Genomic DNA, 23,415 nt, shown 5'->3' with positions numbered 1-23,415 from the left:
AAAAATGAAAAATTTTAAATTAGAAGCAAATGAGATGCTTCAACGTAATGAATTGAAAACAGTTTTTGGAGGGCTTGTAGACCTAACACCATCTTTAGGCGGTAACTGTAACGAGGAAAGACCAACATACTGTTGTTGTGACGACAACTCGTGTGGATGTACAAGTGCGCCCAACTGTGATAATTTCTGTGGTTAATAAAATCTCAAAAAACCGATAAGTTAGTTCTTATCGGTTTTCAATATAACAAATTTTTATTTAAAAATGAAAAACTTTAAATTAGAAGCAAATGAAATGCTTCAACGTAATGAATTGAAATCTGTTTTTGGAGGAACAGTTACAGACATAGTTACAGAGTGTGATAGAGAAGAGATCTTATGTGACTGTGAGGGGAAATATGCTATATGCTTAGATTCTGAACATAGTTGCGGCATATACTGTAAAAGTCTTGGTTTCAATTAACAAAACAAACACTTGTCCTAGTTAAACGTAAGCCAATGATTAACTTACGTTTAACTAGATTAAATAGAGTTTATTTACTATAACTAACTCCATACTTTTTTGAAAAAAACCTTTCCTTTTTACAAACAGCCAGACTCTAAAGATTGTGGACCTACTTGCTTGCGTATTGTTGCCAAACATTACGGTAAACTTATATCTTTAGAAAAAGTTAGAGAATTTTCTGAAACCACTAGAGAAGGTAGTAGCTTATTAAAATTAAGTGATGCAGCAGAAGCAATAGGTTTTAAAACCATTGGTATAAAAGTAGACTATAACAAACTTAAAGAAGCCCCACTACCACTAATTGTACATTGGAACAAAAACCATTTTGCCGTAGTTTACAAAATAAAAAATAATGAGGTTTATGTGTCAGACCCTGCTTATGGCCTTATTAAATACAGTATTCCTGAGTTTATTAAACATTGGATAGGAAACAATGCAGATAGCAATACAAAAGAAGGTATTGCTTTATTACTAGAAACCACTCCAAATTTTAAGAAAAAACATTGGGAAGAAACAGACAAGACATCTTTAAAGTTTTTATATCAGTACTTTTTTAAACATAAAAGTTTACTTGTACAATTATGTATTGGACTTTTAACAGGTAGTATTTTACAGTTAATATTTCCGTTTTTAACACAAAGTATTGTTGATGTTGGTATCCAAAATCAAGATATTAACTTTATTTACATTGTTTTACTAGCACAAATTATGCTCTTTTTTGGGCGCACCAGTGTAGAAATTTTTAGAAGCTGGATTTTACTCCACTTAAGTACACGCATAAACATCTCTTTAGTATCAGACTTTTTTATTAAATTAATGAAATTACCAATTTCTTATTTTGATACTCGCATGACAGGTGATATTATGCAACGTATTAACGACCATAACAGAATAGAAAATTTATTAACAGGTTCTACTCTAAATACATTATTCTCCTTAGTAAACCTTTTTGTTTTTGGCGCTGTACTTATTTATTATAGCCCATCTATATTCTTAATATTTTTAGTTGGTAGTATTTTATACATTCTATGGATTTTATACTTTTTAAAACGCAGAAAAGAGTTAGACTACAAACGTTTTTCTGAACTAAGCGATGAACAAAGTACCGTTATAGAACTTGTTAACGGTATGCAAGAGATAAAAATGAATAATGCAGAAAAGCAAAAAAGATGGAAATGGGAATTTGTACAAGCAAGACTTTTTAAAGTATCTATACAAAGTTTAGCTTTAGAACAAACGCAAAGTGTTGGTTCTTCCGTAATAAACGAATTAAAAAACATTATTATAACTTTTACTTCTGCTGTTTTAGTTATAGAAGGAAGTATTACTTTGGGTATGATGCTTTCTATACAATACATCATAGGTCAGCTTAATGGTCCTATTTCACAAATGGTAAACTTTATTAGATCTTTTCAAGACGCAAAAATTAGTATGGAACGCTTAGGAGAAATACACAATAAAGAAGATGAAGAAACAAAAGAGAAACAATTTATACGTAACATAAAACCTAATCAGGATCTTGAAATACAAAATGTGAACTTTAAATATTTAGGAACAGATGAAAATGTTTTAAAAGAAATAAGTTTACATATACCAACAAATAAAATAACAGCAATTGTTGGCGCTAGTGGTAGTGGAAAAACTACCCTTATGAAATTACTATTAAAATTTTATGAGCCTAATAGCGGAATAATAAACTATGGCGAAAACAATTTAAACTCTGTATCTCATAGTGCATGGAGAGACAATTGTGGTGTAGTTATGCAAGAGGGTTATATTTTTAATGACACCATAGCTTATAACATAGCTATTGGAGAAGATATTATTGACCAAGAAAAATTAATAAATGCTACCAAAGTCGCTAACATATACGATTTTATTCAATCTCTTCCATTAGGGTTTAACACTAAAATAGGTAATGAAGGTATTGGGGTAAGTACAGGTCAAAAACAACGCTTATTTATTGCTAGAGCAATTTACAAAAACCCAAACATATTATTTTTTGATGAGGCAACTTCTGCATTAGATGCTAAAAATGAACGTATAATTATGGGCAATTTAAGTACATTTTTTAAAGACAGAACAGTTGTTGTTATAGCACATAGACTTAGTACTGTAAAAAATGCAGACCAAATAGTTGTTGTAGATGAAGGAAAAATACAAGAAAAAGGCACACATAAAGAGTTATTAAGTAAAAAAGAAATCTATTACGGGTTAGTCAAAAATCAATTAGAACTAGAAAAAATTAGCACTACTAAAGATGCCTAAAAACGAAAAACAAGAAGAACTTAATTTACGATCAGAAGAAGTTCAAGAAATTCTGAGTACTCCACCTATATGGATAGTTCGTTGGGGAGTTACTTTAATTTTTATGTTTACTTTAATTTTAATTGCATTGGCTTTTTTAATTAAATATCCGGACTTTGTAACCGCAAAGGTACTAGTAACAACTAAGCTCCCTACAGAAAAAGTAATTGCAAGAGTTCCGGGCCAGTTAGATAAAATCTTTATTAACAACCAAGATACAGTTTCTGTAAACCAAAAAATTGCTATTATAAGAAACACTGCAGACTATAAAAATGTATATCAATTAAAAACAATTCTTGACTCTGCAAGTACAGATGTAAGAAACTATATTTTTCCAATAGAACTAACCTCTAAGCTAACGCTAGGAGAAATAGAACCCGCGTATATAAATTTTGAAAAAAGCTATATAGATTATATGCTTTTAAAAAATCTTAAGCCTCATAAAAATCAACTTTCTGGAAACAAAAAATCTTTGGCTGAAATAAAAAACAGATTACAAAGCCAAATTGAACAGAAAAACATACTAGAAGAAGAGGTGATTTTAAAAGAAAAGGAATTTAGTAGAATGGAACAATTATATAAAAAAGGCATTATTTCCGCTCAAGAGTATGAGACTAAAGAGGTAGACTTTCTCCAAACTCGAAAAAATATTAACAATATGGCTATTTCGATATCTCAAATGAGAGAAGCTATTTCTTCAGCCAACCAAAGCCTAACTTCAAGTTATATAAATGAAAATGAAGATAATACTAAATTCTTAAGTAATTTACTTCAGTCATATAGTTCATTAAAACGAGCAATAAAGGATTGGGAGTATAAATACATTCTAAAATCTTCAATAAAAGGAGTTGCTAGTTATCAGCAATTCTGGGGTCAAAACCAGCAAGTAAATTCAGGAGATGTTGTTTTTTCAATTTTACCCATAGATAAAAGTGAACTTGTTGGTAAATTAACTATACCGTCTCAAAATGCCGGGAAAGTGACGCTAAACCAAAAGACATTGGTAAAACTAGACAACTTTCCTTATCAACAATATGGTATGCTTATAGGAAAAGTTAAGAATATTTCTGTTTCACCAGATTTAGAAGGTAATTATTTTGTCTATATAGAAATACCTAACGGTACTAAGACATCTTACAATAAAAATCTTCCTTTTAAGCAAGAATTAATTGGTAATGCTGAGATAATAACCGAAGACTTAAGTGTAGCTGAAAGAGTGTTTTACAAATTTAAAGATATTTTTAAATACGAATAAAAAAGCCCAAAGTAAAACTTTGGGCTATAAACAATATTCTCTCGCGAAGAATGGACACAAACCTTAGGTGTCCTTAATTGTCTAAGGCAAAACTAATACTAATTACTTAATTATGAAGAATTTTAAATTAGAAGTTAATGAAATGCTAAAAAGAAATGAACTAAAGACTGTTTTTGGAGGGAATTTAGGTTTTAAAAATCCATGCCCTTGTAGCACAGAATATACAATTGACACTGCTGATGAACTCCCTAATAATTCTAATCCTAGAACCTGCAGTTACCCTGCATCTTTTCCTAGTGGTTTTATGTGTAGTGGCATAGAAATCAATGGTAAGTGTTGCTAATTAAAGTTAAGACTAACTCTAATTACAAAAAATATTAGAGTTGGTCTTATTTAAGGGAAACAACTATATATCATATAGCAAAATCTATTTTTTTGAAAACAAAACTCTTTTACATACTATTATTTAGTTTTTCTACTACACTATTTTGTCAAAATGCAGCACATAAGCTACCATTTAAACTAATTAAAAACAGAATATTTATAAAAGGAAAAATAAATAACAACCCTTGTTATTTTTTGTACGACACCGGCTCTAGTGGTTTTAATATTGATCATCTGTTTGCCCAAAAAAACAATATAGATTTAATTAAAAAAAATATTTCAATTTCTATAGGAGATACATTTAATCGCTATTTAACAAAAGAAGATAACATAAGAGATGTACTAATTAACGAATTCGATTTTAATGCTTTTCATAAAGCAACCATTAACCTAGACTTTTTTAAACAATTTAATGTAAAAATTGATTACCATAAAAAACGAATAATACTAAGTAATAATGAAGAACAAAAATTAGAGCAAAGTAATAGTAGCCTATTATCAAAAAACAAAGACAATTTATACCTGTACGGTTTTTATGAAGTTTACGGTACAGTTACAATTGGTAACACAGTTATATCTGGCTACTTTATGGTAGATACAGGAAATGGCAGATATGTTACGCTGTTAAACTACCCAAACAATAATTTAAACGAATTAAAAAAAAGCATTGAAAACAACTTTAGTTATGTAAACGTAGCTATGCCAATAGCACACTCTTCTGGCTTAAACAATACACTTATAACCAATAAAACTAAAGTACTAATTGGTAATAAAACGTATAATGGTGTATTAGTAGATATTGCAAATACAACACTAAACAATTTCCCAAAAAATAAGTTTATTGGTTTTATTGGAGGCGGAATGCTAAAGCATTTTACCATTTATAGTAGCCAGAATAAGCTAATACTAGAACAATTAAGAGATAAAGTAAAGATAGCGTCTGAATTAATCACTGATGGCTTTAAAATTATAAAAAGAGGTAAAAAAAGCATTTGTTAGCACCACTTTTACCAATAAAACTAATACCTCAGAAGTTTCTTTAAACAATCAAATATTAGAAATTAATAACACTCTTGTTAAAGATTTAAGCAACACAGAAATAGAGCAACTAAAAACAAAACTAGGAAATATTATTAGTTACAAATTAAAAAGGAAAAAGAACATATTTTTTATAAAAACTAAAGTTAAAAATTTTCTAGAATAATATGTAATAAAAAAGACCGCACTTTTAAGTACAGTCCTTTTATTTACTTGTAACATATATTATACTACTAATAAAGCACTCTAAACTTAATAGTGTTTTCAACTTTTTTTAGAGCTTTAATAACTTCCTTGTTGTATTTTTTATCTAAGTCTGTAATTACATACCCAACCTCACTGTCTGTAGATAAATACTGACCGTTAATATTCATTTCATATTCTGCTAAAACCTTATTTATTTTAGCCATAATACCTGGTACGTTTTTATGTATATGTAAAAAACGGTGTGCATTTGTTTGTCTAGGTAATCGTATACTTGGGAAATTTACAGCATCTACTGTATTACCAGAGTTTATATATTCCATAATTTTATTAGGTACAAAATCTGCAATATCTCGTTGAGCTTCTTCTGTACTACCACCAACATGCGGTGTTAATATTACGTTTTCTAAACCTTGTAGCTCTGTAAAAAACTCACCGTTACTACGCGGCTCTTCTGGGTAAACATCTACTGCTGCTCCGCCAATTTTACCGCTTTTTAATGCAGCTACTAATGCTTGTATATCTACTACAAAACCACGAGATAAATTAATAAGCATAGCACCATTTTTCATCTGCTTAATTTCACGCTCACCAATAAAATTCTTGTTTGCTTTATTATCATCAATATGTAATGTAACCACATCAGAAACATTTAGTAAATCTTCTAAAGTATTACACTTTGTAGCGTTACCAAGTGCTAATTGGTCATTAACATCATAATAATATACACGCATACCAATTGCTTCTGCTAGTACAGATAATTGCTTACCTATATTACCATAACCAACAATACCTAGGTTTTTACCACGTACTTCTCTAGAGTTAACTGCTGTTTTATTCCATTGTCCACTATGAATTTCCTGACTTCTTGGAAACACATTACGCATTAAGGTAATAATTTCTCCTATTGCCAATTCTACAACAGAGCGTGTATTACTATAAGGTGCATTAAACACAACTACACCTCTTTTTTTAGCACTTTCTAAGTCTATTTGCGTAGTACCAATACAAAATGCACCAACTACCAAAAGTTTATCTGCTGCCTCTAATACTTTTTTGGTTACTTGTGTTTTAGAACGAATACCTAAAACGTGTACTCCTTTTAATTTTTCTATTAATTCTTCTTCTGGTAGACTGTGTTTTACAAGTTCTACAGAAAAACCGTCTTCAGATAAATTATGAAATGCTGCTGGATGCACATTTTCTAGCAACAATATTTTAATTCTGTTTTTTGGATATGATATTTTCCTTGGCAAATCATTTACAAACAAAAATTCATCCATATTTGGCGTAACGTGGTCTGCATTTGTTGTGGCCTTATCTCTACTCACATTTTCTGTGTAAGCAAAAAACTTATCTGCAATACCTGCTTCACGCATTACATAATCACTATACCCATCTCCTATTACTTGTACCTCACCATCTAAATCTAAATTTTTAAGGCATTCAATTTTTCCGTTGTGAGATGCCAATACATTAGCTTCATCAAAACCAATTATATTACCATCCTCATCAAACTTAAACGTGTTTGCATATACCTTACTAGATGGTATGTTGTATTCTTCAACAATAGGATCTATAAACTCTTTAAATCCGCAAGAAATTACATAAATATCATCAGAATAATTATGAAAAAACTCTTTATTAGTTTCTATAGACTTAGATATTTTATCTCTAAGTTCTGCTACCAATTGCGTTAAATGGCTTTTATGTGCATTAAGCAGTTTTATGCGTTTTTCTAAGGACTCTGTAAAGGAAATATCCCCATCTATACCTAGATTGGTGATTTCTTGTATTTCTTTAATAATTTCATCTTTGTTAGCATTACCTTGTAATGTAATTTCTGCTAAAACATCTAATGCTTCAACTCTGGTTAAAGTACTATCAAAATCAAAAACATATTTTCTCCCTTGGTCTACCATTTTAAAAAAATTTAAGTAGTAAAAGTAAAAAATATTAGTGTGTATGCTGTTAAATCAAAATAAAATTAAAGCAAAAAAGGTGTATCATCACATATGCTATAAAAATTGTTTTTTAAAAGCCCTTTAATTAAGAATATGATAATAAAATTAAAACCAACGACGTACTTTTTTTGTGTAAGAAGTATATTCTTTACCAAATTTTTGAGCAAGCATTTTTTCTTCTGGTTCTATTTGGTAAGCGTTCATATAAGACACAAATGCAGCAGCCAAAAGCATATTAAAAGCATTACTTAAAAATAAGCCCCAAGCAATTAATAGTAAAAGCATTGCTAAGTACATTGGATTTCTAGTAAACTTGTAAATACCTGTGGTTACTAAAGCATTTGTTTTTTCTATGTTCTTAGGATCTACAGTGGTTTTAGCCTTAAAAAATTTATAGGTAGATGTTGTTAAAATTAAAAACATAGCAACTAACAATCCTTTTAATAACATTGTTCTACCAAAAAAATCAAATATACCAAAAGGTAAAAACCTTGCTAAAACATACATTAACAAACCAAATATAAAAACTACTACTACTGGCGGGAACTTTAAAGTCATACTAAATATTTAAGAAAATAAAATTACTACTTTTGCAATTGTTTTTTTTACTTTTTAATGTAAAGTTTTATAAAAACGCTCCTAATTACAGATAATGAAAATAGTATTTGCTACACACAACACTAATAAATTTAAAGAGGTAAAAGCATTAGTACCTACTACTATTACGCTTGTTTCTTTAACAGATATTGGTTGTTTTGATGATATTCCAGAAACCGCAGACACCATAGAAGGTAATGCTATACAAAAAGCTAGCTATGTTACAGAAAAATACAACTTACCTTGTTTTTCTGATGACACAGGCCTTTTAGTAAATGCTCTAAACGGAGAACCTGGTATTTATGCTGCACGCTACGCTGGTGAACAAAAAAGTGCAGAAGATAATATGGCTAAACTTTTACATAAGTTAGGAGACAACCCAAACAGAGAAGCACATTTTAAAACAGTTATTGCTCTACACATTAACGGAGAGCAACATATTTTTACGGATGTTGTTAATGGTGTTATTACCAAAGGTAAACAGGGTACAGATGGTTTTGGGTACGACCCAATTTTTACTCCTGAAGGTTACAGCCAAACATTTGCACAATTACCATTAAATACAAAAAATAAAATTAGTCACAGAGCAAAAGCTACACAACAGTTAATTTCTTTTTTAAAACAATACAACAATGGCTAAGCAAACAGTAGAGGTTTCTGTAGCATCTGAACGTGCCGAAGCATATGGTGGTGTACTTATTGCATTTTTTGCCGCACTTATGGCTATTTCTCAGTTAGTTAACGGAGAATTAGAGGAAGAAATGATGATTGCACACAATAAATTGGTCAATTATTCGAGTTGGTATCAGTCTAAAAGCATAAAAGAGAGTTTAAAAGAAAGTGAGTTAGACAATCTTGAAGCACTACTTTATACAAATGCTATAGCTGAAGAAAAAAGAGATTTTGTTTACACTAAAATTGAAAAAACAAAAGCTAAAATAGAAAAGTACAAAGCAGAAAAGCATGAAATTTTAGTTGGCTCTAAAAACATTGATAAAAAAGATTGGGTACAAGATTTAGATGGCCAAATGGGCGTAATAACTGGCATTAACGAGTGGAAAGTGCTTGCCCGTAAATATGATATTGCTACACGTAAGTTTGATTTTGGCGTACTTTTTTTTCAAATTAGTATAGTTTTAGGTGCTGTTTGTATTATTATTTACGACAATCCTAAGCTACAAAAATCATTAGTTGCATTAATGATAATTTTTGGTGTTATTGGTGTTATTATGTCTGTATATGGTTATAGTCTTGCGCCTTAAAAACAAGTATTACCTATGTTGTATGGTTATTCAAAATATTTAGAGTACTTTTGCACTTTATTAAAAACGCCGCTGGTATAGCATGTGTTACTCTGAGTTATAATATGATAAACGCTCTATGTAACATACATATTTGCGATTAAGAATAACATATTATGACAAAATTTGAAGCATTAGGGCTAGACAAGTCCCTACTTGATGCTATTGTAGATCTTGGGTTTGAATCACCTTCAGAAGTACAAGAAAAAGCAATTCCAATCCTTTTAAATGAAGACACAGACCTAGTTGCATTAGCGCAAACAGGTACTGGTAAAACTGCAGCTTTTGGTTTTCCGTTAATTCAGAAAATTGATTCTAGCAGCAGAACTACTCAAGGATTAATACTTTCACCAACACGTGAACTTTGTTTACAAATTACAAACGAGCTTAAAGCGTATTCTAAATACGAAAAAGGACTTAACGTAGTTGCAATTTACGGTGGTGCTAGTATTACAGACCAAGCAAACCAAATTAGAAGAGGAGCACAAATAGTTGTTGCTACTCCTGGTAGAATAAAAGATATGATTAGCCGTGGTATGGTTAACATTTCTAAATTAGATTACTGCGTATTGGATGAAGCAGATGAAATGTTAAATATGGGCTTCTATGAAGACATTAAAGACATTTTATCTAACACTCCAGATGAAAAATTTACTTGGTTATTCTCTGCAACTATGCCAAGAGAAGTATCTACCATTGCTAAAAAATTCATGCACAACCCACAAGAAATTACTGTGGGATCTAAAAACGCTGGTGCAACTACAGTACAACATGAGTATTATGTTGTTGGTGGTAGAGATAGATATCCTGCATTAAAAAGATTAGCAGATACTAACCCTGATATTTTCTCTGTTGTTTTTTGTAGAACCAAAAGAGATACACAAAGGGTTGCCGAAAAATTAATTGAAGACGGTTACAATGCTGGTGCTTTACACGGAGATTTAAGTCAAAACCAAAGAGATTTGGTAATGAACGCCTTCCGTAAAAAACAAATACAAATGCTTGTTGCAACAGATGTTGCTGCACGTGGTATAGATGTAGATGATATTACGCACGTAATAAACTACCAATTACCTGATGAAATAGAAACATACACACACCGTAGTGGACGTACTGGTAGAGCTGGTAAATCTGGTGTATCTATGGTTATTGTAACTCGTAGTGAGTTACGTAAAATAAAAGCCTTAGAGAGAAAGCTACAAACTGAATTTTTATCAAAAAAGATTCCAACCGGAATGGAAATTTGTAAAATTCAATTGCACCATTTAGCCAATAAAATTAAAGATACAGAGATTAATGATGAAGTAGAAAGCTACTTACCTGCTATTAATGAAATATTAGAAGGTGTAGATAAAGAAGATCTTATTAAAAAGATTGTATCTGTAGAGTTTACTCGTTTCTTTGATTACTACAACAAAACTAGAGACTTAAATGGCTCTGACCGTGGAGAAAGAGGAGATCGTGAGGAGCGTGGTAAAAACAAAGCAGAAATACCTACAAGTGGTTCTGTACGTTACTTTATTAATGTTGGTGAGCGTGATGATTACGATTGGATGACATTAAAAGATTTCTTAAGAGATACTGTTGGTCTTGGTAAAGAAGATGTTTTTAAAGTAGATGTAAAAGAGAGTTTCTCTTTCTTTAACACAGATGCAGAACATTCTGAAAAAGTATTAAGTACTTTTACTGAGTTTAAGGTAGATGGCAGATTTGTTAATGTTGAAATCTCTAACAATCCTGGAGGCGGTGGTGGCCGTGGAAGAGGCGGTAGAGGTCGCGGAGACAGAGGCCGTTCTTCTTCTTCTCGTGGAGGAAGAGATAACAGAAGTGGCGGAGACAGAGGTCGTTCTCGTAACAGAGATAACAGAGGAAGCCGCGATAGTGGTGGAAGCTACGGAAACAAAAGAAGCAAAAGAAGATACTAAGCTTTTAAGTTAATAGAATATTAAAAATACGCTTCGGCGTATTTTTTTTTGTTTATTTACCACCTCTAATCAAAAAATTAACCCATATTCCGCACCTAAAGAGATAAACTTTAATATCTTAGAGTTTTTAGTAGAAGATAAACGACACCACTTTTTTTATGAATAAATACATCCTACTTGTTTTTAGCTTAATTACATTCTGTGGATTTTCACAGGATAAAAAAACAAAAGAAAAAGAAAATGAGTTTACTGCAACCATTATAAATGCACAAACTGATGAACCTATGCCTAGCGTACACATTGTAAACCTTAACCAAGTAAAAGGTACAATTACAGATCAAGAAGGTAAGTTTACAATACCTGCAGTTGCCAACGATACACTTTACCTAACATACCTTGGTTTTAAATCTCAAAAAATTAAGATTACTAATGATATGCTTAAGTTTAAAGACACTAAAATTACCTTAACAGAACTTGCTTTTGCCCTAGAAGAAGTTGTTGTAAAACCATACCAATTAACAGGTTTTTTAGAAATAGATGCCAAAAACGTAAGTTTAAACGACTCTTACCAGTATGCAATTTCTGGACTAAATACAGGTTATGAAGCAGGTAACAAAAACCCAAGTGCTGTTACAAAAGTACTTGGTGCAATACTAAACCCTGCAGATTTACTCCGTAATTTATTTGGTAAAAAACCTGCGCAAATGCGTAAACTTCGTCAAATAAAAGAAGATGATCGTATTAGAGATTTACTAGCCGCAAAGTTTGACAGGGAAACACTAACAGAATTACTACAACTAGAAAAAGTAGATATTGAAGACATATTAAACAACTGTAATTACTCTAAATCTTTTATACAAACAGCTAATGACTTGCAAATTTTAGATGCCATTAGCGGCTGTTATGAAGAGTACAAGGGTTTAAACAGAAAAAAATAAGAGTACAATTAACTACTACTTATAAATACACACCTTAACACTACCTATGACTAAATTAGAATTTTTACAAAAGAATGTTTTTACAGATCTTCAAAACTTAAATACAGGATTTGATGCTGATGACAACTTTTACTTTTCTGAGCTAGATTTTGCAATGGTTTTAGAACGTATTGAATACTTTGGTATTGGCATACACGCTATTAAACCATATATAAATGAAGAATTTGGCACTACTAAAACCAATGAAGATTACAGAAAAAAAGCAACAGATGCTAAATGGTATAAAAGAGCTTATTTTGATTTAAAAAAGGCTACACCAAAAATGATATATAATGCAGATTATAAAGTATCAGCCAAGTTGCTAAACAAAGATGAAAACAATACCAACGAAGCAAACTAAATTTTAATACAAATAATGGGGTTATTTAATAAAATACTTGGTAACGCAAGTGAAGTATCTGTAGAAAAATTAAATGAAAAATACGGAAGACTTCTAACAGATAATGAACAAGTAGAACTAGGATTTAAATTGTTTAGAGATACGTTTATGTTTACCAATAAGCGTTTAATATTAATAGATGTACAAGGCCTAACTGGCAACAAAGCAGAGTACAGATCTATGCCATACAAAAGCATCTCTAGATTCTCTTTAGAAACTGCAGGTACTTTTGATTTAGATGCCGAATTAAAAATTTGGATTTCTAGTGAAAACTTACCATCTGTAAGCAAAAAGTTTAACAAAAGTATAGATGTTTACGAAGTACAAAAATATTTGGCAAGCAAAGTAATGTAACAACTTTACAGCCTATAAAAAAAAGCCTATATTTTTAAAATATAGGCTTTTTTTTGTTTTTAGTAAACTACGTATTATTTACTTGCAAATAGTTTTACATCTTCTTCTGTAACTTCTTGTCCGCCTAAAATAATTAATCGTTCTACAACATTGCGTAGCTCTCTAATATTCCCTGTCCAATCATAACTTTTTAACAATGAAACTGCTTTATCAGAAAATACTTTTTTAGCCGTTCCTTGCTCTTTACTTATTTTATCTGCAAAATATGTTATTAACAAAGGAATATCTTCTCTTCTGTCATTTAAAGCAGGTACTTTTATAAGTATAACAGCTAGTCTATGGTATAAATCTTCTCTAAAATTACCCTCTGCTATTTCCTTTTTTAGGTCTTTGTTAGTAGCTGCTACTACTCTAACATCTACTTTTATATCTTTATCTGTACCAACTCTAGATATTTTACTTTCTTGTAAAGCACGTAATACTTTTGCTTGCGCAGACAAACTCATATCACCTATTTCATCTAAAAAAATAGTTCCTTTATTAGCCGCTTCAAACTTACCTGCTCTATCTTTAACTGCAGATGTAAAAGCACCTTTAACATGACCAAAAAGTTCACTCTCTATCAACTCTGACGGTATTGCAGCACAGTTTACCTCTATAAATGGTGCTTTGCTACGCGGACTTTTTTCATGCAACCAATGCGCAACTAGCTCTTTACCGGTACCATTAGACCCCGTAATTAAAACACGTGCATCTGTAGGAGCTACTTTTTCTATCATATCTTTAATTAAAGATATACCCTCACTCTCCCCTATCATTTGGTAATTTTTACTAACCTTTTTCTTAAGTTTAGTATTTTCTACAACTAAATTTTTACGATCTAATGCATTACGTACTGTTGTTAGCAACCTATTTAAGTCTGGCGGTTTAGATATATAATCAAAAGCACCTAAACGCATTGTGTTTACTGCAGTATCTAAATCTCCGTGACCAGAAATCATTATAAAAGCCAATTCTGGTTTTAATTTACGCGCAGCTTCTAATACCTCTACGCCATCCATTTTTGGCATTTTAATATCACACAAAACTAAATCGTAATCGTTTTTTTTAATAGCATCTATACCTTTTAAACCGTCTTCTGCCTCTTCAACATTATAAGTATCACTTTCTTCTGATAAAATTTTTACCAAAACCCTGCGTATTGCAGCTTCATCTTCTATTACTAATATTTTTGACATATACGTGTTTTAAAAAATTCCTATTTTAAATCCTGTTTTAAAATATACATTTCCATCGTCATATAACGAATATACGCTTTTTCTTTCTTCATCTCTTAACAAACCTCTTTGTGATAAGGTGTGCCCTGCCAATGCATAAAAAGATATATTTTTATTAATGTTATACTGATAACCAAAAGCACCTACAACAACAGATAAAGATAAACCAGATCCTAAATCATTATCTGGCAAAGCAATATCATTTTGTACATTTACAAAATAACCATCCAATAATAATGCCGTTTTAAAAGTATGGTGCTGTTTTAAGTGGTATTTAAACTCCATTCTGGGTACACCAATCATATATGACCAGTTAGGATGAAACTTTTTGTAATAACTTATTATAGGTAAAGGAACATCAAACCCAGTGGCATTGTTATAAGACAACCCCAATATTAATCTTGTAGGTTTTTCTTTTTTCATATCTGCCTTAATAGTTAAAACAGAATAATTTAAATTAAAATCTTCCTTTTGTACTCCATCAATAAAGTTTGATGCCAACCTTGGTGTAAGCAATCCTACAAAAGTCCACTTATCATTAAGCATATGCGCGTATCCTAAATTAAGATCTACAATTCTTAATTTTTCAAGTTCATTATCATCAAACTCATAAATACTATCGTTTGCAAAGTCTATAATACCATACTCTGCACCAGCTATTATATAATTTTTATCATTTAATTTGATAGGTAAATTTGCCAAAAAACGAAATCTAGATATACTCCTAGATGACTTTTTTTTTGGCAACGTAGTGTACTCTATTCTAACAATGTCTGAGCTTTGAGACCAAACAAATTGTACCATTAGAAAAAAACAAACTCCTAAAAGTTTTTTCATATGCAAACAAATATATGCGTAATTCTTAACTAAATTATTTACTAATAATATGAATATCTCTTTGAGGGAAAGGAATAGATATATTGTTTTCTCTAAAAGCTGCATCTATTAAAAAACGCAGATCACTTTTAATTCTAGGGTCTCCGTAGCTATCATTTGTATAATAATTTATAGAAAACATAAGTGCCGAATCTCCAAAGTCCTCAAACAACACAAATGGTTTTGGATTTTTTAAAATCCCTTTTTTAGTATCTATAATTTCTAATAATAATTTAGAAACCAACTCTACATCACTACCATAAGCAACACCAACTTTTACATTTTCTCTTGTTGTTTTATGGTTTTGTGTATAGTTGTAAATACTATCTGTTAAAAATTTGTGGTTTGGTATTACAATAACCTTATCATCTCTGGTTAAAGCTCTTGTGGTTCTTAATCTGGTTTCAAAAACTCTCCCCACTTTACCTTCTACTTCTATAATATCTCCTATATGTAAACTTTGGTCTAAAATAATTAATATTCCAGAAATTATATCCTGAAAAAGATATTGTAAAGCAAAACCTAAACCAACAAATAAAGCTGCAGAAGCTGTTAACAACACTGTTAAATCTACCCCAGAAGAATGCAACACTGTAATTACCGCTAGTATGTATAAAAAATACTTTAAGAAACTAAATATGCTTAAAAACTTATTTTTATCATCTTGCGGGAGCTTAGCAATTACAATTTTATGTATTAATTTTAAAAGATAGGTAACAACAACAAGTACAATTATTATAATAAATAATGTCCCAATAGTGATGTCTACTTTATCACTATCTACCAATTTATAAGACATAAAATCCATTATGTACTTAAATATATCTTTTAAATCTTTCATACTAATATTTTAACCACTTGTACAAGTCTTTGTAGCTTGGTTTTTTACCATACATTAATATCCCTATTCTATAAATTTTAGCAGCTAACCAAACTATAGATAAAAATGTTACTATTAACAAAGCTATAGAAACTACCAATTGCCATATTGGCACACCACCTTCTCCTATACCAGAAGACAAACGCATTAGCATTACTATTGGCGACGTTAACGGAAATAAAGAAAAACCTACTGCCACTGGGCCGTGAGGATTACTAAACACCGATATAAAACCAACATAAATTGCTAGCATTAGCGGAGATATTACTGGTAACATAAACTGCTGTGTGTCTGTTTCATTATCTACAGCAGCACCAATTGCAGCATATATAGAACTGTATATTAAATATCCTAAAATAAAATATACCAAGAAAAAACTAAATAAAGAAACCCAAGGTATTTGCACAAACATATCTGCATATTTTTGCATATCATTTGGCATACTACTGTTTGCCATTTGCATAGCTTGAGCCTGTGGCAAATTAGCACCTCCGTTTTGCAAAGCACCAACATCTAAATCAAACACTAAAAAAACAATTAAAAACAATAGTGAACCAGACACCACCCAAATTATAAACTGAGTTACACCTGCTAAAGAGGTTCCTATTATTTTACCCATCATTAACTGAAAAGGTTTAACCGATGAAATAATAACCTCTATTACTCTACTTGTCTTTTCTTCAATAACACTACGCATTACAAAACTACCGTATATAATAATAAACATCATTATTAAATACCCAAAGCCACCACCAATTATAGCGTTAAGCTCATTTAACCCTTTTAAGTTTTCTTTACCTTGAAAAGTAGCCGTGTGTATAGAAAAGTTTTTACTAATAGCACTATATTGCTCTTGCGAAACCCCTAATTGCTCTAATCTTTTTTGTTTAAGTCGGTACTGAAAAATATCTTCTAAATCATCTAAAAAACCATCTGTAGGAGACTCTTTAGAAAAAAAGTAAGCTGCATTAGCAACCTCTTCTAACGTATTGCCATTTGGTATAAACACCAAACCATAATACCCAAGTTGCTCTGTAGAGTCTTTTGCTTGTTCTAAACTTAGATTTTTTAAACGTACAACAGATGTACTTTCTGTGTTGTTAAAATCTTCAGTAAAAAAACTACTTTCGTTTAAAACTGTAATTACTCTTTTATCACTGTCATTTAGCATAGCCAAATACAATACCAAAGCAACCATACCTACCATTAAAATAGGACTTAAAAAAGTCATTATTATAAACGACTTATTTTTTACTTTAGCTAAATACTCTCTTTTTATAATTAAGCCTAATTTACCCACTACTTTGTTTTGCTTTTTACGGTTTGTATAAAAATATCGTTTGCAGACGGTATAGTTTCTACAAAGTGGTTTACTTTTCCTTTTTCTGATAAATACCCTAATAACGCACCAGTATCATTAGAAGGCAGTTGTATTTTAAAATTTAACTGTTCATCTTGTACGTTGTATGATGGTGTCCAGATTTTATGTTTTTCTTCTAACTTTTTTAAAACATCATTTTCATTAGTCACTTGCAGACCTACATTAAAAATATTGTTTTTATATTCATTTTTAATGTCTGATAATTTGCCGTCTAATATTTTTTCTGACTGATGTATAAGTGCTATATACTCACACAATTCCTCTACAGACTCCATACGGTGAGTAGAAAATATAATAGAAGCACCTTGTTCTTTTAAATGAAGAATTTCATCTTTAATAATGTTAGCGTTAATAGGGTCAAAACCACTAAAAGGCTCATCAAAAATTAATAATTTTGGTTGATGAAGTACAGTTACTACAAACTGTATTTTTTGCGCCATACCTTTAGATAATTCTTGCACTTTTTTATTCCACCAATCTCCTATATCCAACCTATCAAACCAATATTTAAGCCGTTTTGTTGCCTCTGCTTTAGATAAGCCTTTTAACTGAGCCAAATACAAAGCTTGCTCACCAACCTTCATACTTTTATACAAACCCCTTTCTTCTGGTAAATAACCAATAGTAGCAATATGTTCAGGTTTTAAAGGTTCACCATCAAAAAAAACAGCTCCCGTATCTGGAAAGGTAATCTGATTTATAATACGTATTAGCGTAGTTTTTCCTGCGCCATTTGGCCCTAGCAGACCATATATACAATTCTTAGGAATTTCTAAGGAAACATTGTTTAGGGCTGTGTGGTCTCCAAATTTTTTAGAAACACCTTTTGCCGCCAAAATAGTATTCATCTTCACAATTTTTTCAAAGATAGATAAATGGTAGCATATAAAAATAAAACCCACCCTTATTTACATAAGGATGGGAAAAAAAATGAGCAGCAACAAGTACTGCCCAGTATTATAAATATGCTTAAGAGAACATATCTTTTACTTTCTCAAAAAAAGATTTGTCTGATTTTTCAGGCTGAGGAGTAAAGTTTTCACTATCTCTCATACGCTCAAAAAACTCTCTTTGCTCTTTATTTAACCCTTTTGGTGTCCAAACATTTACGTGTACTAAAAGGTCTCCGCTACCATAGCCATTTAGACTTGTAATACCTTTACCTCTTAAGCGTAAAATTTTACCAGATTGTATACCTTCTTCTAGCTTTATACGCACTTTACCACCAACAGCATCAATCTCTTTAGAAGTACCCAAAACTGCTTCAGGAATACTTATGTATAAATCATAATGCAAGTTATCTCCTTCTCTTTTTAAAGTGCTGTGTTCTTCAGTCTCTATAAGTACAATAAGGTCTCCGTTTACACCGTTACCAGGAGCACTATTACCTTTACCAGGTACTTTTAACTGCATACCATCTTCTACACCACCAGGTATTTTAATAGATACCGTTTCTTCTTTTGCAATTAAACCTTGTGCATCTGCACCAGCTGGTTTTTTATCTATAATTTGGCCACTACCACCACAAGTGCTACAAGTAGCAGAAGTTTGCATTCTTCCTAAAATGGTATTTGCAATTTTAGTAACCTGACCAGAGCCGTTACACGTAGTACACGTGTTATATGTAACACCGTCTGCTTGTACCTTGCGTTTAACTTTAACCTTTTTTTCTACGCCATTAGCCACTTCTTCTAAAGTTAACTTAACTCTAATTCTTAAATTAGAACCTTTAACTCTACGTTGGCCGCCTCCGCCAAAACCGCCAAAGCCACCACTAAAGCCGCCTCCGCCAAAGATATCTCCAAACTGACTAAAGATATCATCCATATTCATACCGCCGAAGCCGCCACCGCCACCGCCAGCACCACCTTCAAAGGCTGCGTGACCGTATTGATCATATCTTGCTTTTTTATCAGGATCACTTAAAATTTCATATGCTTCTGCTGCTTTTTTAAACATCTCCTCTGCTTTAGCATCACCAGGATTTTTATCTGGATGAAATTCTATAGCCTTTTTACGGTATGCTTTTTTTATTTCTGCTGCAGTTGCATTTTTAGTAATGCCTAATATGCTGTAAAAATCTTCTTTCATTTTTTATTTTTAGTTCCCAACAACAACTTTTGGGTGACGAATAATTTTATCTCCTAACGTAAATCCTTTTTCTATTACGTCTATAATTTTCCCTTTTAACTTTTCATCAGGGGCAGGTATTTGCGTAATAGCTTCGTGTACGTCAGCATCAAACGCGTCACCTTGTACAACTTCTATTTCTAATAATCCTTTTCCTTTTAAAGTCTCTTTAAATTTATTTTGTATGAGTTCTACACCGGTAACTAGCTCTTTATCTTCAGACTTAGAAATTTCTTTCATAGCTCTGTCAAAATCATCCATAACCGGAAGCATAGATACTATAACTTCTTGACCTGCTGTTTTAAACAAGTCCATACGTTCTTTAGATGTTCTTTTTTTATAGTTTTCAAACTCAGCAAACAAACGTAAAAACTTATCTTTTTCTTTAGCTAAGTCTTGTTGCAATTGTTCTTCAACAGACAACTCTACCGTTTCTTCTTCAGTAGTTTCTGTATTTTCCTTAACTTCTTCAGCAGCTTTATTCATTTTTTCTTCTTGTGCTACTTCTTCAGCTTTATCTTTTTTACTCATTATATGCTAATGTTTAATATCTTGAAAATTAAGATGGCAAAAGTACTGCCATTTCTTTAAAAATGTCAAAATGTCACTAAACTTTATTAAAAATAATATTATAGCTTGGTTGCTCTAAGCATTTCTCTTTTTCCTGGAGGTCCTGGCAAGCGTTCTACTTTAAAATCAACTGCCAACATTGCACGCCTAACACTACCTTTAGCCGCATAAGTTACCAACACCCCATTAGTTTGCAATGCGTTGTACATAATACCAAAAATGTTTTCTGTCCAAAGTTCTGGCTGTACCCTAGCCCCAAAAGCATCAAAATATATAAGGTTGTATGCTTCTTTATCTGTGATGTCTAAAAAATTTTGCTCTCTTTTTAGCAGGTTAAAATTTGGTAATATCTCTGTTTTAACCTCCCAACTTACATTGTGCATTTTATTAAATACATCTTCAAAATTAGAAGCATTTAATTGCGCTATATAATTTAGCTCTGCAACTTCTTCTGCTTCTACAGGATATGCCTCTACCCCTGTATAATCTATATTTAAATTGCTTTTTGGTGCCTCAATTGCCGTAATTATAGCATTTAGTCCAGTTCCAAAACCAATTTCTAAAATAGAAACAGGCTCATCCTTAAATAAAGATAAGCCGTGTTTTATAAATACGTGATAAGCTTCTTGTACTGCCCCGTGTATAGAGTGGTACTGTTCGTTCCAATCCTCTATTTGTATGGTTTTAGAACCATCACCTGTTGTTATTATTTTACGTTTCAAATATTTACTCTTTTAAAAGCACTCCGTCTGCCTCAAACCTATATGTTTTTTTAGGAGTTGTAATTTGTGCTATTTCTTCTTTAGTTGCTCCACCATCTTCTGCATAGTGTTGTTGTTCATCTACAGACATTTGCTCAATAAAAGCTTTTCCGTTTACTACAACTTCCTTACCAGTTATATCTTTTGGCATAAAAAAGCCATAGTCTTTAAATTTTACCATAGCTTGCTCACCATCTCCTAAATCTAACTTCATCCAACAGCCTTTAGACTGACAAACATCTAATACCTTACCTGTAAATTTTGTTGTTACCGTATCTGCAACTGCTAAATTATGGTATACAGATGCCATTTCTTTAGTAACTTTAGCATTATCTTTTGTGATTTTTTCACCAAAAGATGCTAATTCTTCTGTTTTTTGCTCAGGTTCCTGAACTACGGTTTCTTTTTTTGCCTCTTTGCAAGACATAAACAATAAAATTACTACAAGCAAAATGTTAAAACTTTTCATATCTGATAAAATTTAGTGATAGATTGCAAATTTGAACATTTTTAATCTAAAAAAGAAGCACTAGTACTGATAATTGATTAATTTTATGAACTTAAATTCTGAATACTATGGATGTTACTACAAACCAAATTAGTGTAGAAAAAACAAAAAACACTAAAATTAACGATGTTGATTTTAATAATCTTTCGTTTGGAAGTATTTATATGGATCATATGTTGGTCTGTGATTACAAAAATGGCGCTTGGGAAGCTCCTAAAGTTGTGCCTTATCAGCCAATTTCTTTAGACCCTTCTGCTAAAATTTTTCACTACGGGCAATCTATTTTCGAAGGAATGAAAGCTTACAAGGATGAGCAAGACACCATTTGGATGTTTCGTCCTTTAGACAACCATAAACGTTTAAACTTATCTGCTAAAAGATTAGCTATCCCAGAAATTCCTGAAAACTACTTTATGGAAGGCCTTAAGGCTTTATTAAAGACAGATAGTGATTGGATTCCTCAATCTCCAGGAAGCTCTTTATACATTAGACCTTTTATTTTTGCTACCGGATTAGGCTTCCACGCATCTCCTGCAGATGAATACAAGTTTGTTATTTGTGGCGCCCCTTCTGGATCTTATTTTTCTGGCGAAGTAAAAGTACTTATTGAAGAAACTTACTCTAGATCTGCAAATGGTGGTGTTGGTTTTGCTAAAGCAGGTGGTAACTATGCTGGACAATTTTACCCAACTAAACTTGCACAGGACAAAGGATACCAACAAGTAATTTGGACAGATGACAATACGCATGAGTATATTGAAGAAGCTGGTGCTATGAATGTTTTTGTACGTATTAATGATACTCTTTTAACGTGCCCAACTAGTGACCGCATACTAGATGGTATTACACGTAAAAGTATTTTAAAAATTGCTGAAGACGAAGGTATTAAAACCGAAGTACGTAAAATAAAAGTACAAGAATTAGTAGACGCTGCTAAAGATGGTAGTTTAAAAGAAATGTTTGGTGCAGGTACTGCTGCTGTAATTTCTCCTATTGCAGGTTTTGGTTTTAGAGATAATGACTATATGTTACCTACTAACCTAGAAAACAGTTACGCTACTTTATTAAAAGACCGTATTACTAGCATACAATACAATAAAGCTGAAGATAAATTTGGATGGCGTTTTAAGGTTGAATAACCTTATGTTACCTATATAATATAATAAAAAAGTGCCTTATTAGGCACTTTTTTTATTTTTTAAGAATAGCTTCTATACTTGGCCTAAAGTAGTTAGGCCCTTTTAATATTTTACCGTCTTCTCTGTAAACTGGTTTACCATCTGCACCTAGCTTACTCATATTACTACGTTGTATTTCATCAAAAACCTCTTCAATTTTATACTGCATACCATGTTCTAATATAGTACCACATAAAATATACAGCATATCACCTAAAGCATCTGCTACTTCAACCATATCATTATTATTAGCCGCTTCTAAGTACTCCTTATTTTCTTCATCCATAAGGTTAAAGCGCAATAAATTTTTTTGCTGTCCTAAATCTGCTTTTAATTCTTCAGAAACCCCAGCTCCAAAAGATTTATGAAATAACTCTACCGCTTTAAGTTTATTTTTCATTTGTATAATTTTACGTTAGTTTTGCACAAAAATAGAAATATGTTTACCACCGGACAATATATATTTGCCGCTCTTTTTGTTATTGTTTTTACTATTATTATTGTAATTACATATAAAAGAGACAAAAAATTACATTTAAAAAACTATTCTGGTGTAAAATGGGTAGCCATTACCTTTATTATCTTCATAATTTCATTGTTTATTATTAAGCATTTTCTAAAAAATTAACGAATTTTTATCGTTCAC

25 protein-coding genes are annotated in these 23,415 nt (G+C 31.4%); 13 read left to right on the top strand and 12 right to left on the bottom strand.

The window, feature by feature from the left end; translation table 11 throughout:
• Positions 1-4 precede the first annotated feature (4 nt).
• The 6 genes from KLA_RS13240 (at position 5) to KLA_RS13215 (ending at position 5,447) form a co-directional block, all read left to right on the top strand.
• Positions 5-196, top strand: a complete 192-nt coding sequence (locus tag KLA_RS13240) for a hypothetical protein (protein WP_152536851.1) — start codon at positions 5-7, stop codon at positions 194-196.
• A 96-nt stretch (positions 197-292) separates the two neighbouring features.
• Positions 293-460 (top strand): hypothetical protein, encoded by a 168-nt coding sequence (locus KLA_RS18110; protein ID WP_161633466.1) that lies wholly within the window; start codon positions 293-295, stop codon positions 458-460.
• Between the two features lie 99 nt (positions 461-559).
• On the top strand, positions 560-2,770 hold the full coding sequence (locus KLA_RS13230; RefSeq protein WP_034646347.1) for a peptidase domain-containing ABC transporter: 2,211 nt from the start codon (positions 560-562) through the stop codon (positions 2,768-2,770).
• Positions 2,763-4,064, top strand: a complete 1,302-nt coding sequence (locus tag KLA_RS13225; protein WP_034646346.1) for an HlyD family secretion protein — start codon at positions 2,763-2,765, stop codon at positions 4,062-4,064. The genes KLA_RS13230 and KLA_RS13225 overlap by 8 nt, the downstream gene beginning before the upstream one ends.
• Before the next feature lie 112 nt (positions 4,065-4,176).
• Positions 4,177-4,407, top strand: coding sequence for a hypothetical protein (locus KLA_RS13220; RefSeq protein ID WP_034646345.1), 231 nt, complete (start codon positions 4,177-4,179; stop codon positions 4,405-4,407).
• 92 nt (positions 4,408-4,499) lie between these two features.
• The gene (locus tag KLA_RS13215) at positions 4,500-5,447 is read left to right on the top strand and encodes a hypothetical protein (protein ID WP_034646344.1); all 948 of its coding nucleotides are present in this window, start codon (positions 4,500-4,502) and stop codon (positions 5,445-5,447) included.
• A 272-nt stretch (positions 5,448-5,719) separates the two neighbouring features.
• On the opposite strand, the gene serA is transcribed toward KLA_RS13215, so the two are convergent.
• Positions 5,720-7,612 carry a phosphoglycerate dehydrogenase gene (serA, locus tag KLA_RS13210; RefSeq protein WP_034646343.1) on the bottom strand — a complete coding sequence of 631 codons (1,893 nt, stop codon included), beginning with the start codon at positions 7,610-7,612 and terminating at the stop codon, positions 5,720-5,722.
• A gap of 147 nt (positions 7,613-7,759) precedes the next feature.
• A complete protein-coding gene (locus KLA_RS13205; protein ID WP_013619904.1) occupies positions 7,760-8,212 on the bottom strand; it encodes a methyltransferase family protein in 453 nt (150 codons plus the stop codon).
• 94 nt (positions 8,213-8,306) lie between these two features.
• Between KLA_RS13205 and KLA_RS13200 the strand changes: the two genes are divergently transcribed.
• From KLA_RS13200 to KLA_RS13175, 6 genes are all read left to right on the top strand, one after another.
• Positions 8,307-8,891, top strand: coding sequence for a non-canonical purine NTP diphosphatase (locus tag KLA_RS13200; RefSeq protein WP_034646341.1), 585 nt, complete (start codon positions 8,307-8,309; stop codon positions 8,889-8,891).
• Positions 8,884-9,513, top strand: coding sequence for a DUF4337 domain-containing protein (locus KLA_RS13195; RefSeq protein WP_013619906.1), 630 nt, complete (start codon positions 8,884-8,886; stop codon positions 9,511-9,513). Before KLA_RS13200 ends, KLA_RS13195 begins: the two co-directional genes overlap by 8 nt.
• A gap of 155 nt (positions 9,514-9,668) precedes the next feature.
• Positions 9,669-11,477, top strand: coding sequence for a DEAD/DEAH box helicase (locus KLA_RS13190; RefSeq protein ID WP_034646340.1), 1,809 nt, complete (start codon positions 9,669-9,671; stop codon positions 11,475-11,477).
• Between the two features lie 158 nt (positions 11,478-11,635).
• On the top strand, positions 11,636-12,415 hold the full coding sequence (locus tag KLA_RS13185; RefSeq protein WP_034646339.1) for a carboxypeptidase-like regulatory domain-containing protein: 780 nt from the start codon (positions 11,636-11,638) through the stop codon (positions 12,413-12,415).
• Positions 12,416-12,461: 46 nt separating this feature from the next.
• Complete coding sequence (locus KLA_RS13180) at positions 12,462-12,815, top strand: hypothetical protein (protein WP_034646338.1); 354 nt, start codon at positions 12,462-12,464, stop codon at positions 12,813-12,815.
• Between the two features lie 15 nt (positions 12,816-12,830).
• Positions 12,831-13,208: a PH domain-containing protein gene (locus KLA_RS13175; RefSeq protein WP_013619910.1), complete on the top strand. Its 378-nt coding sequence runs from the start codon at positions 12,831-12,833 to the stop codon at positions 13,206-13,208.
• A 74-nt stretch (positions 13,209-13,282) separates the two neighbouring features.
• Here the strand turns inward: KLA_RS13175 and KLA_RS13170 are convergent, their stop codons facing one another.
• From KLA_RS13170 to KLA_RS13130, 9 genes are all read right to left on the bottom strand, one after another.
• Entirely contained in the window at positions 13,283-14,446 is a 1,164-nt protein-coding gene (locus KLA_RS13170; RefSeq protein ID WP_013619911.1) for a sigma-54-dependent transcriptional regulator, read from the bottom strand.
• Between the two features lie 9 nt (positions 14,447-14,455).
• Positions 14,456-15,322: a DUF6268 family outer membrane beta-barrel protein gene (locus KLA_RS13165; RefSeq protein ID WP_034646337.1), complete on the bottom strand. Its 867-nt coding sequence runs from the start codon at positions 15,320-15,322 to the stop codon at positions 14,456-14,458.
• 34 nt (positions 15,323-15,356) lie between these two features.
• Positions 15,357-16,202 carry a mechanosensitive ion channel family protein gene (locus KLA_RS13160; protein ID WP_013619913.1) on the bottom strand — a complete coding sequence of 282 codons (846 nt, stop codon included), beginning with the start codon at positions 16,200-16,202 and terminating at the stop codon, positions 15,357-15,359.
• A gap of 1 nt (position 16,203) precedes the next feature.
• The gene (locus tag KLA_RS13155; protein ID WP_034646336.1) at positions 16,204-17,541 is read right to left on the bottom strand and encodes an ABC transporter permease; all 1,338 of its coding nucleotides are present in this window, start codon (positions 17,539-17,541) and stop codon (positions 16,204-16,206) included.
• Entirely contained in the window at positions 17,541-18,470 is a 930-nt protein-coding gene (locus KLA_RS13150; protein ID WP_013619915.1) for an ABC transporter ATP-binding protein, read from the bottom strand. The genes KLA_RS13155 and KLA_RS13150 overlap by 1 nt, the downstream gene beginning before the upstream one ends.
• Positions 18,471-18,591: 121 nt before the next feature.
• On the bottom strand, positions 18,592-19,713 hold the full coding sequence (dnaJ, locus tag KLA_RS13145) for a molecular chaperone DnaJ (RefSeq protein WP_013619916.1): 1,122 nt from the start codon (positions 19,711-19,713) through the stop codon (positions 18,592-18,594).
• Positions 19,714-19,722: 9 nt separating this feature from the next.
• Positions 19,723-20,283, bottom strand: a complete 561-nt coding sequence (locus KLA_RS13140; RefSeq protein WP_034646335.1) for a nucleotide exchange factor GrpE — start codon at positions 20,281-20,283, stop codon at positions 19,723-19,725.
• A gap of 98 nt (positions 20,284-20,381) precedes the next feature.
• Positions 20,382-21,044, bottom strand: a complete 663-nt coding sequence (gene mnmD / locus KLA_RS13135; protein WP_034646334.1) for a tRNA (5-methylaminomethyl-2-thiouridine)(34)-methyltransferase MnmD — start codon at positions 21,042-21,044, stop codon at positions 20,382-20,384.
• Between the two features lie 4 nt (positions 21,045-21,048).
• Complete coding sequence (locus KLA_RS13130; protein ID WP_013619919.1) at positions 21,049-21,552, bottom strand: DUF4920 domain-containing protein; 504 nt, start codon at positions 21,550-21,552, stop codon at positions 21,049-21,051.
• A 107-nt stretch (positions 21,553-21,659) separates the two neighbouring features.
• Here KLA_RS13130 and KLA_RS13125 point away from each other — a divergent pair, with 107 nt between their 5' ends.
• Entirely contained in the window at positions 21,660-22,730 is a 1,071-nt protein-coding gene (locus KLA_RS13125) for a branched-chain amino acid aminotransferase (protein ID WP_013619920.1), read from the top strand.
• 52 nt (positions 22,731-22,782) lie between these two features.
• Here the strand turns inward: KLA_RS13125 and KLA_RS13120 are convergent, their stop codons facing one another.
• Positions 22,783-23,169: a nucleoside triphosphate pyrophosphohydrolase family protein gene (locus KLA_RS13120; protein WP_034646333.1), complete on the bottom strand. Its 387-nt coding sequence runs from the start codon at positions 23,167-23,169 to the stop codon at positions 22,783-22,785.
• Positions 23,170-23,415 lie beyond the last annotated feature (246 nt).

Origin of the sequence: Cellulophaga geojensis KL-A (assembly GCF_000568425.1) — a bacterium.
In the GTDB taxonomy this organism is placed as follows: Bacteria; Bacteroidota; Bacteroidia; order Flavobacteriales; family Flavobacteriaceae; genus Cellulophaga; species Cellulophaga lytica.
Note: the sequence above shows the minus strand (reverse complement) of the source record. Positions and strands in the feature narration are given on the sequence as shown.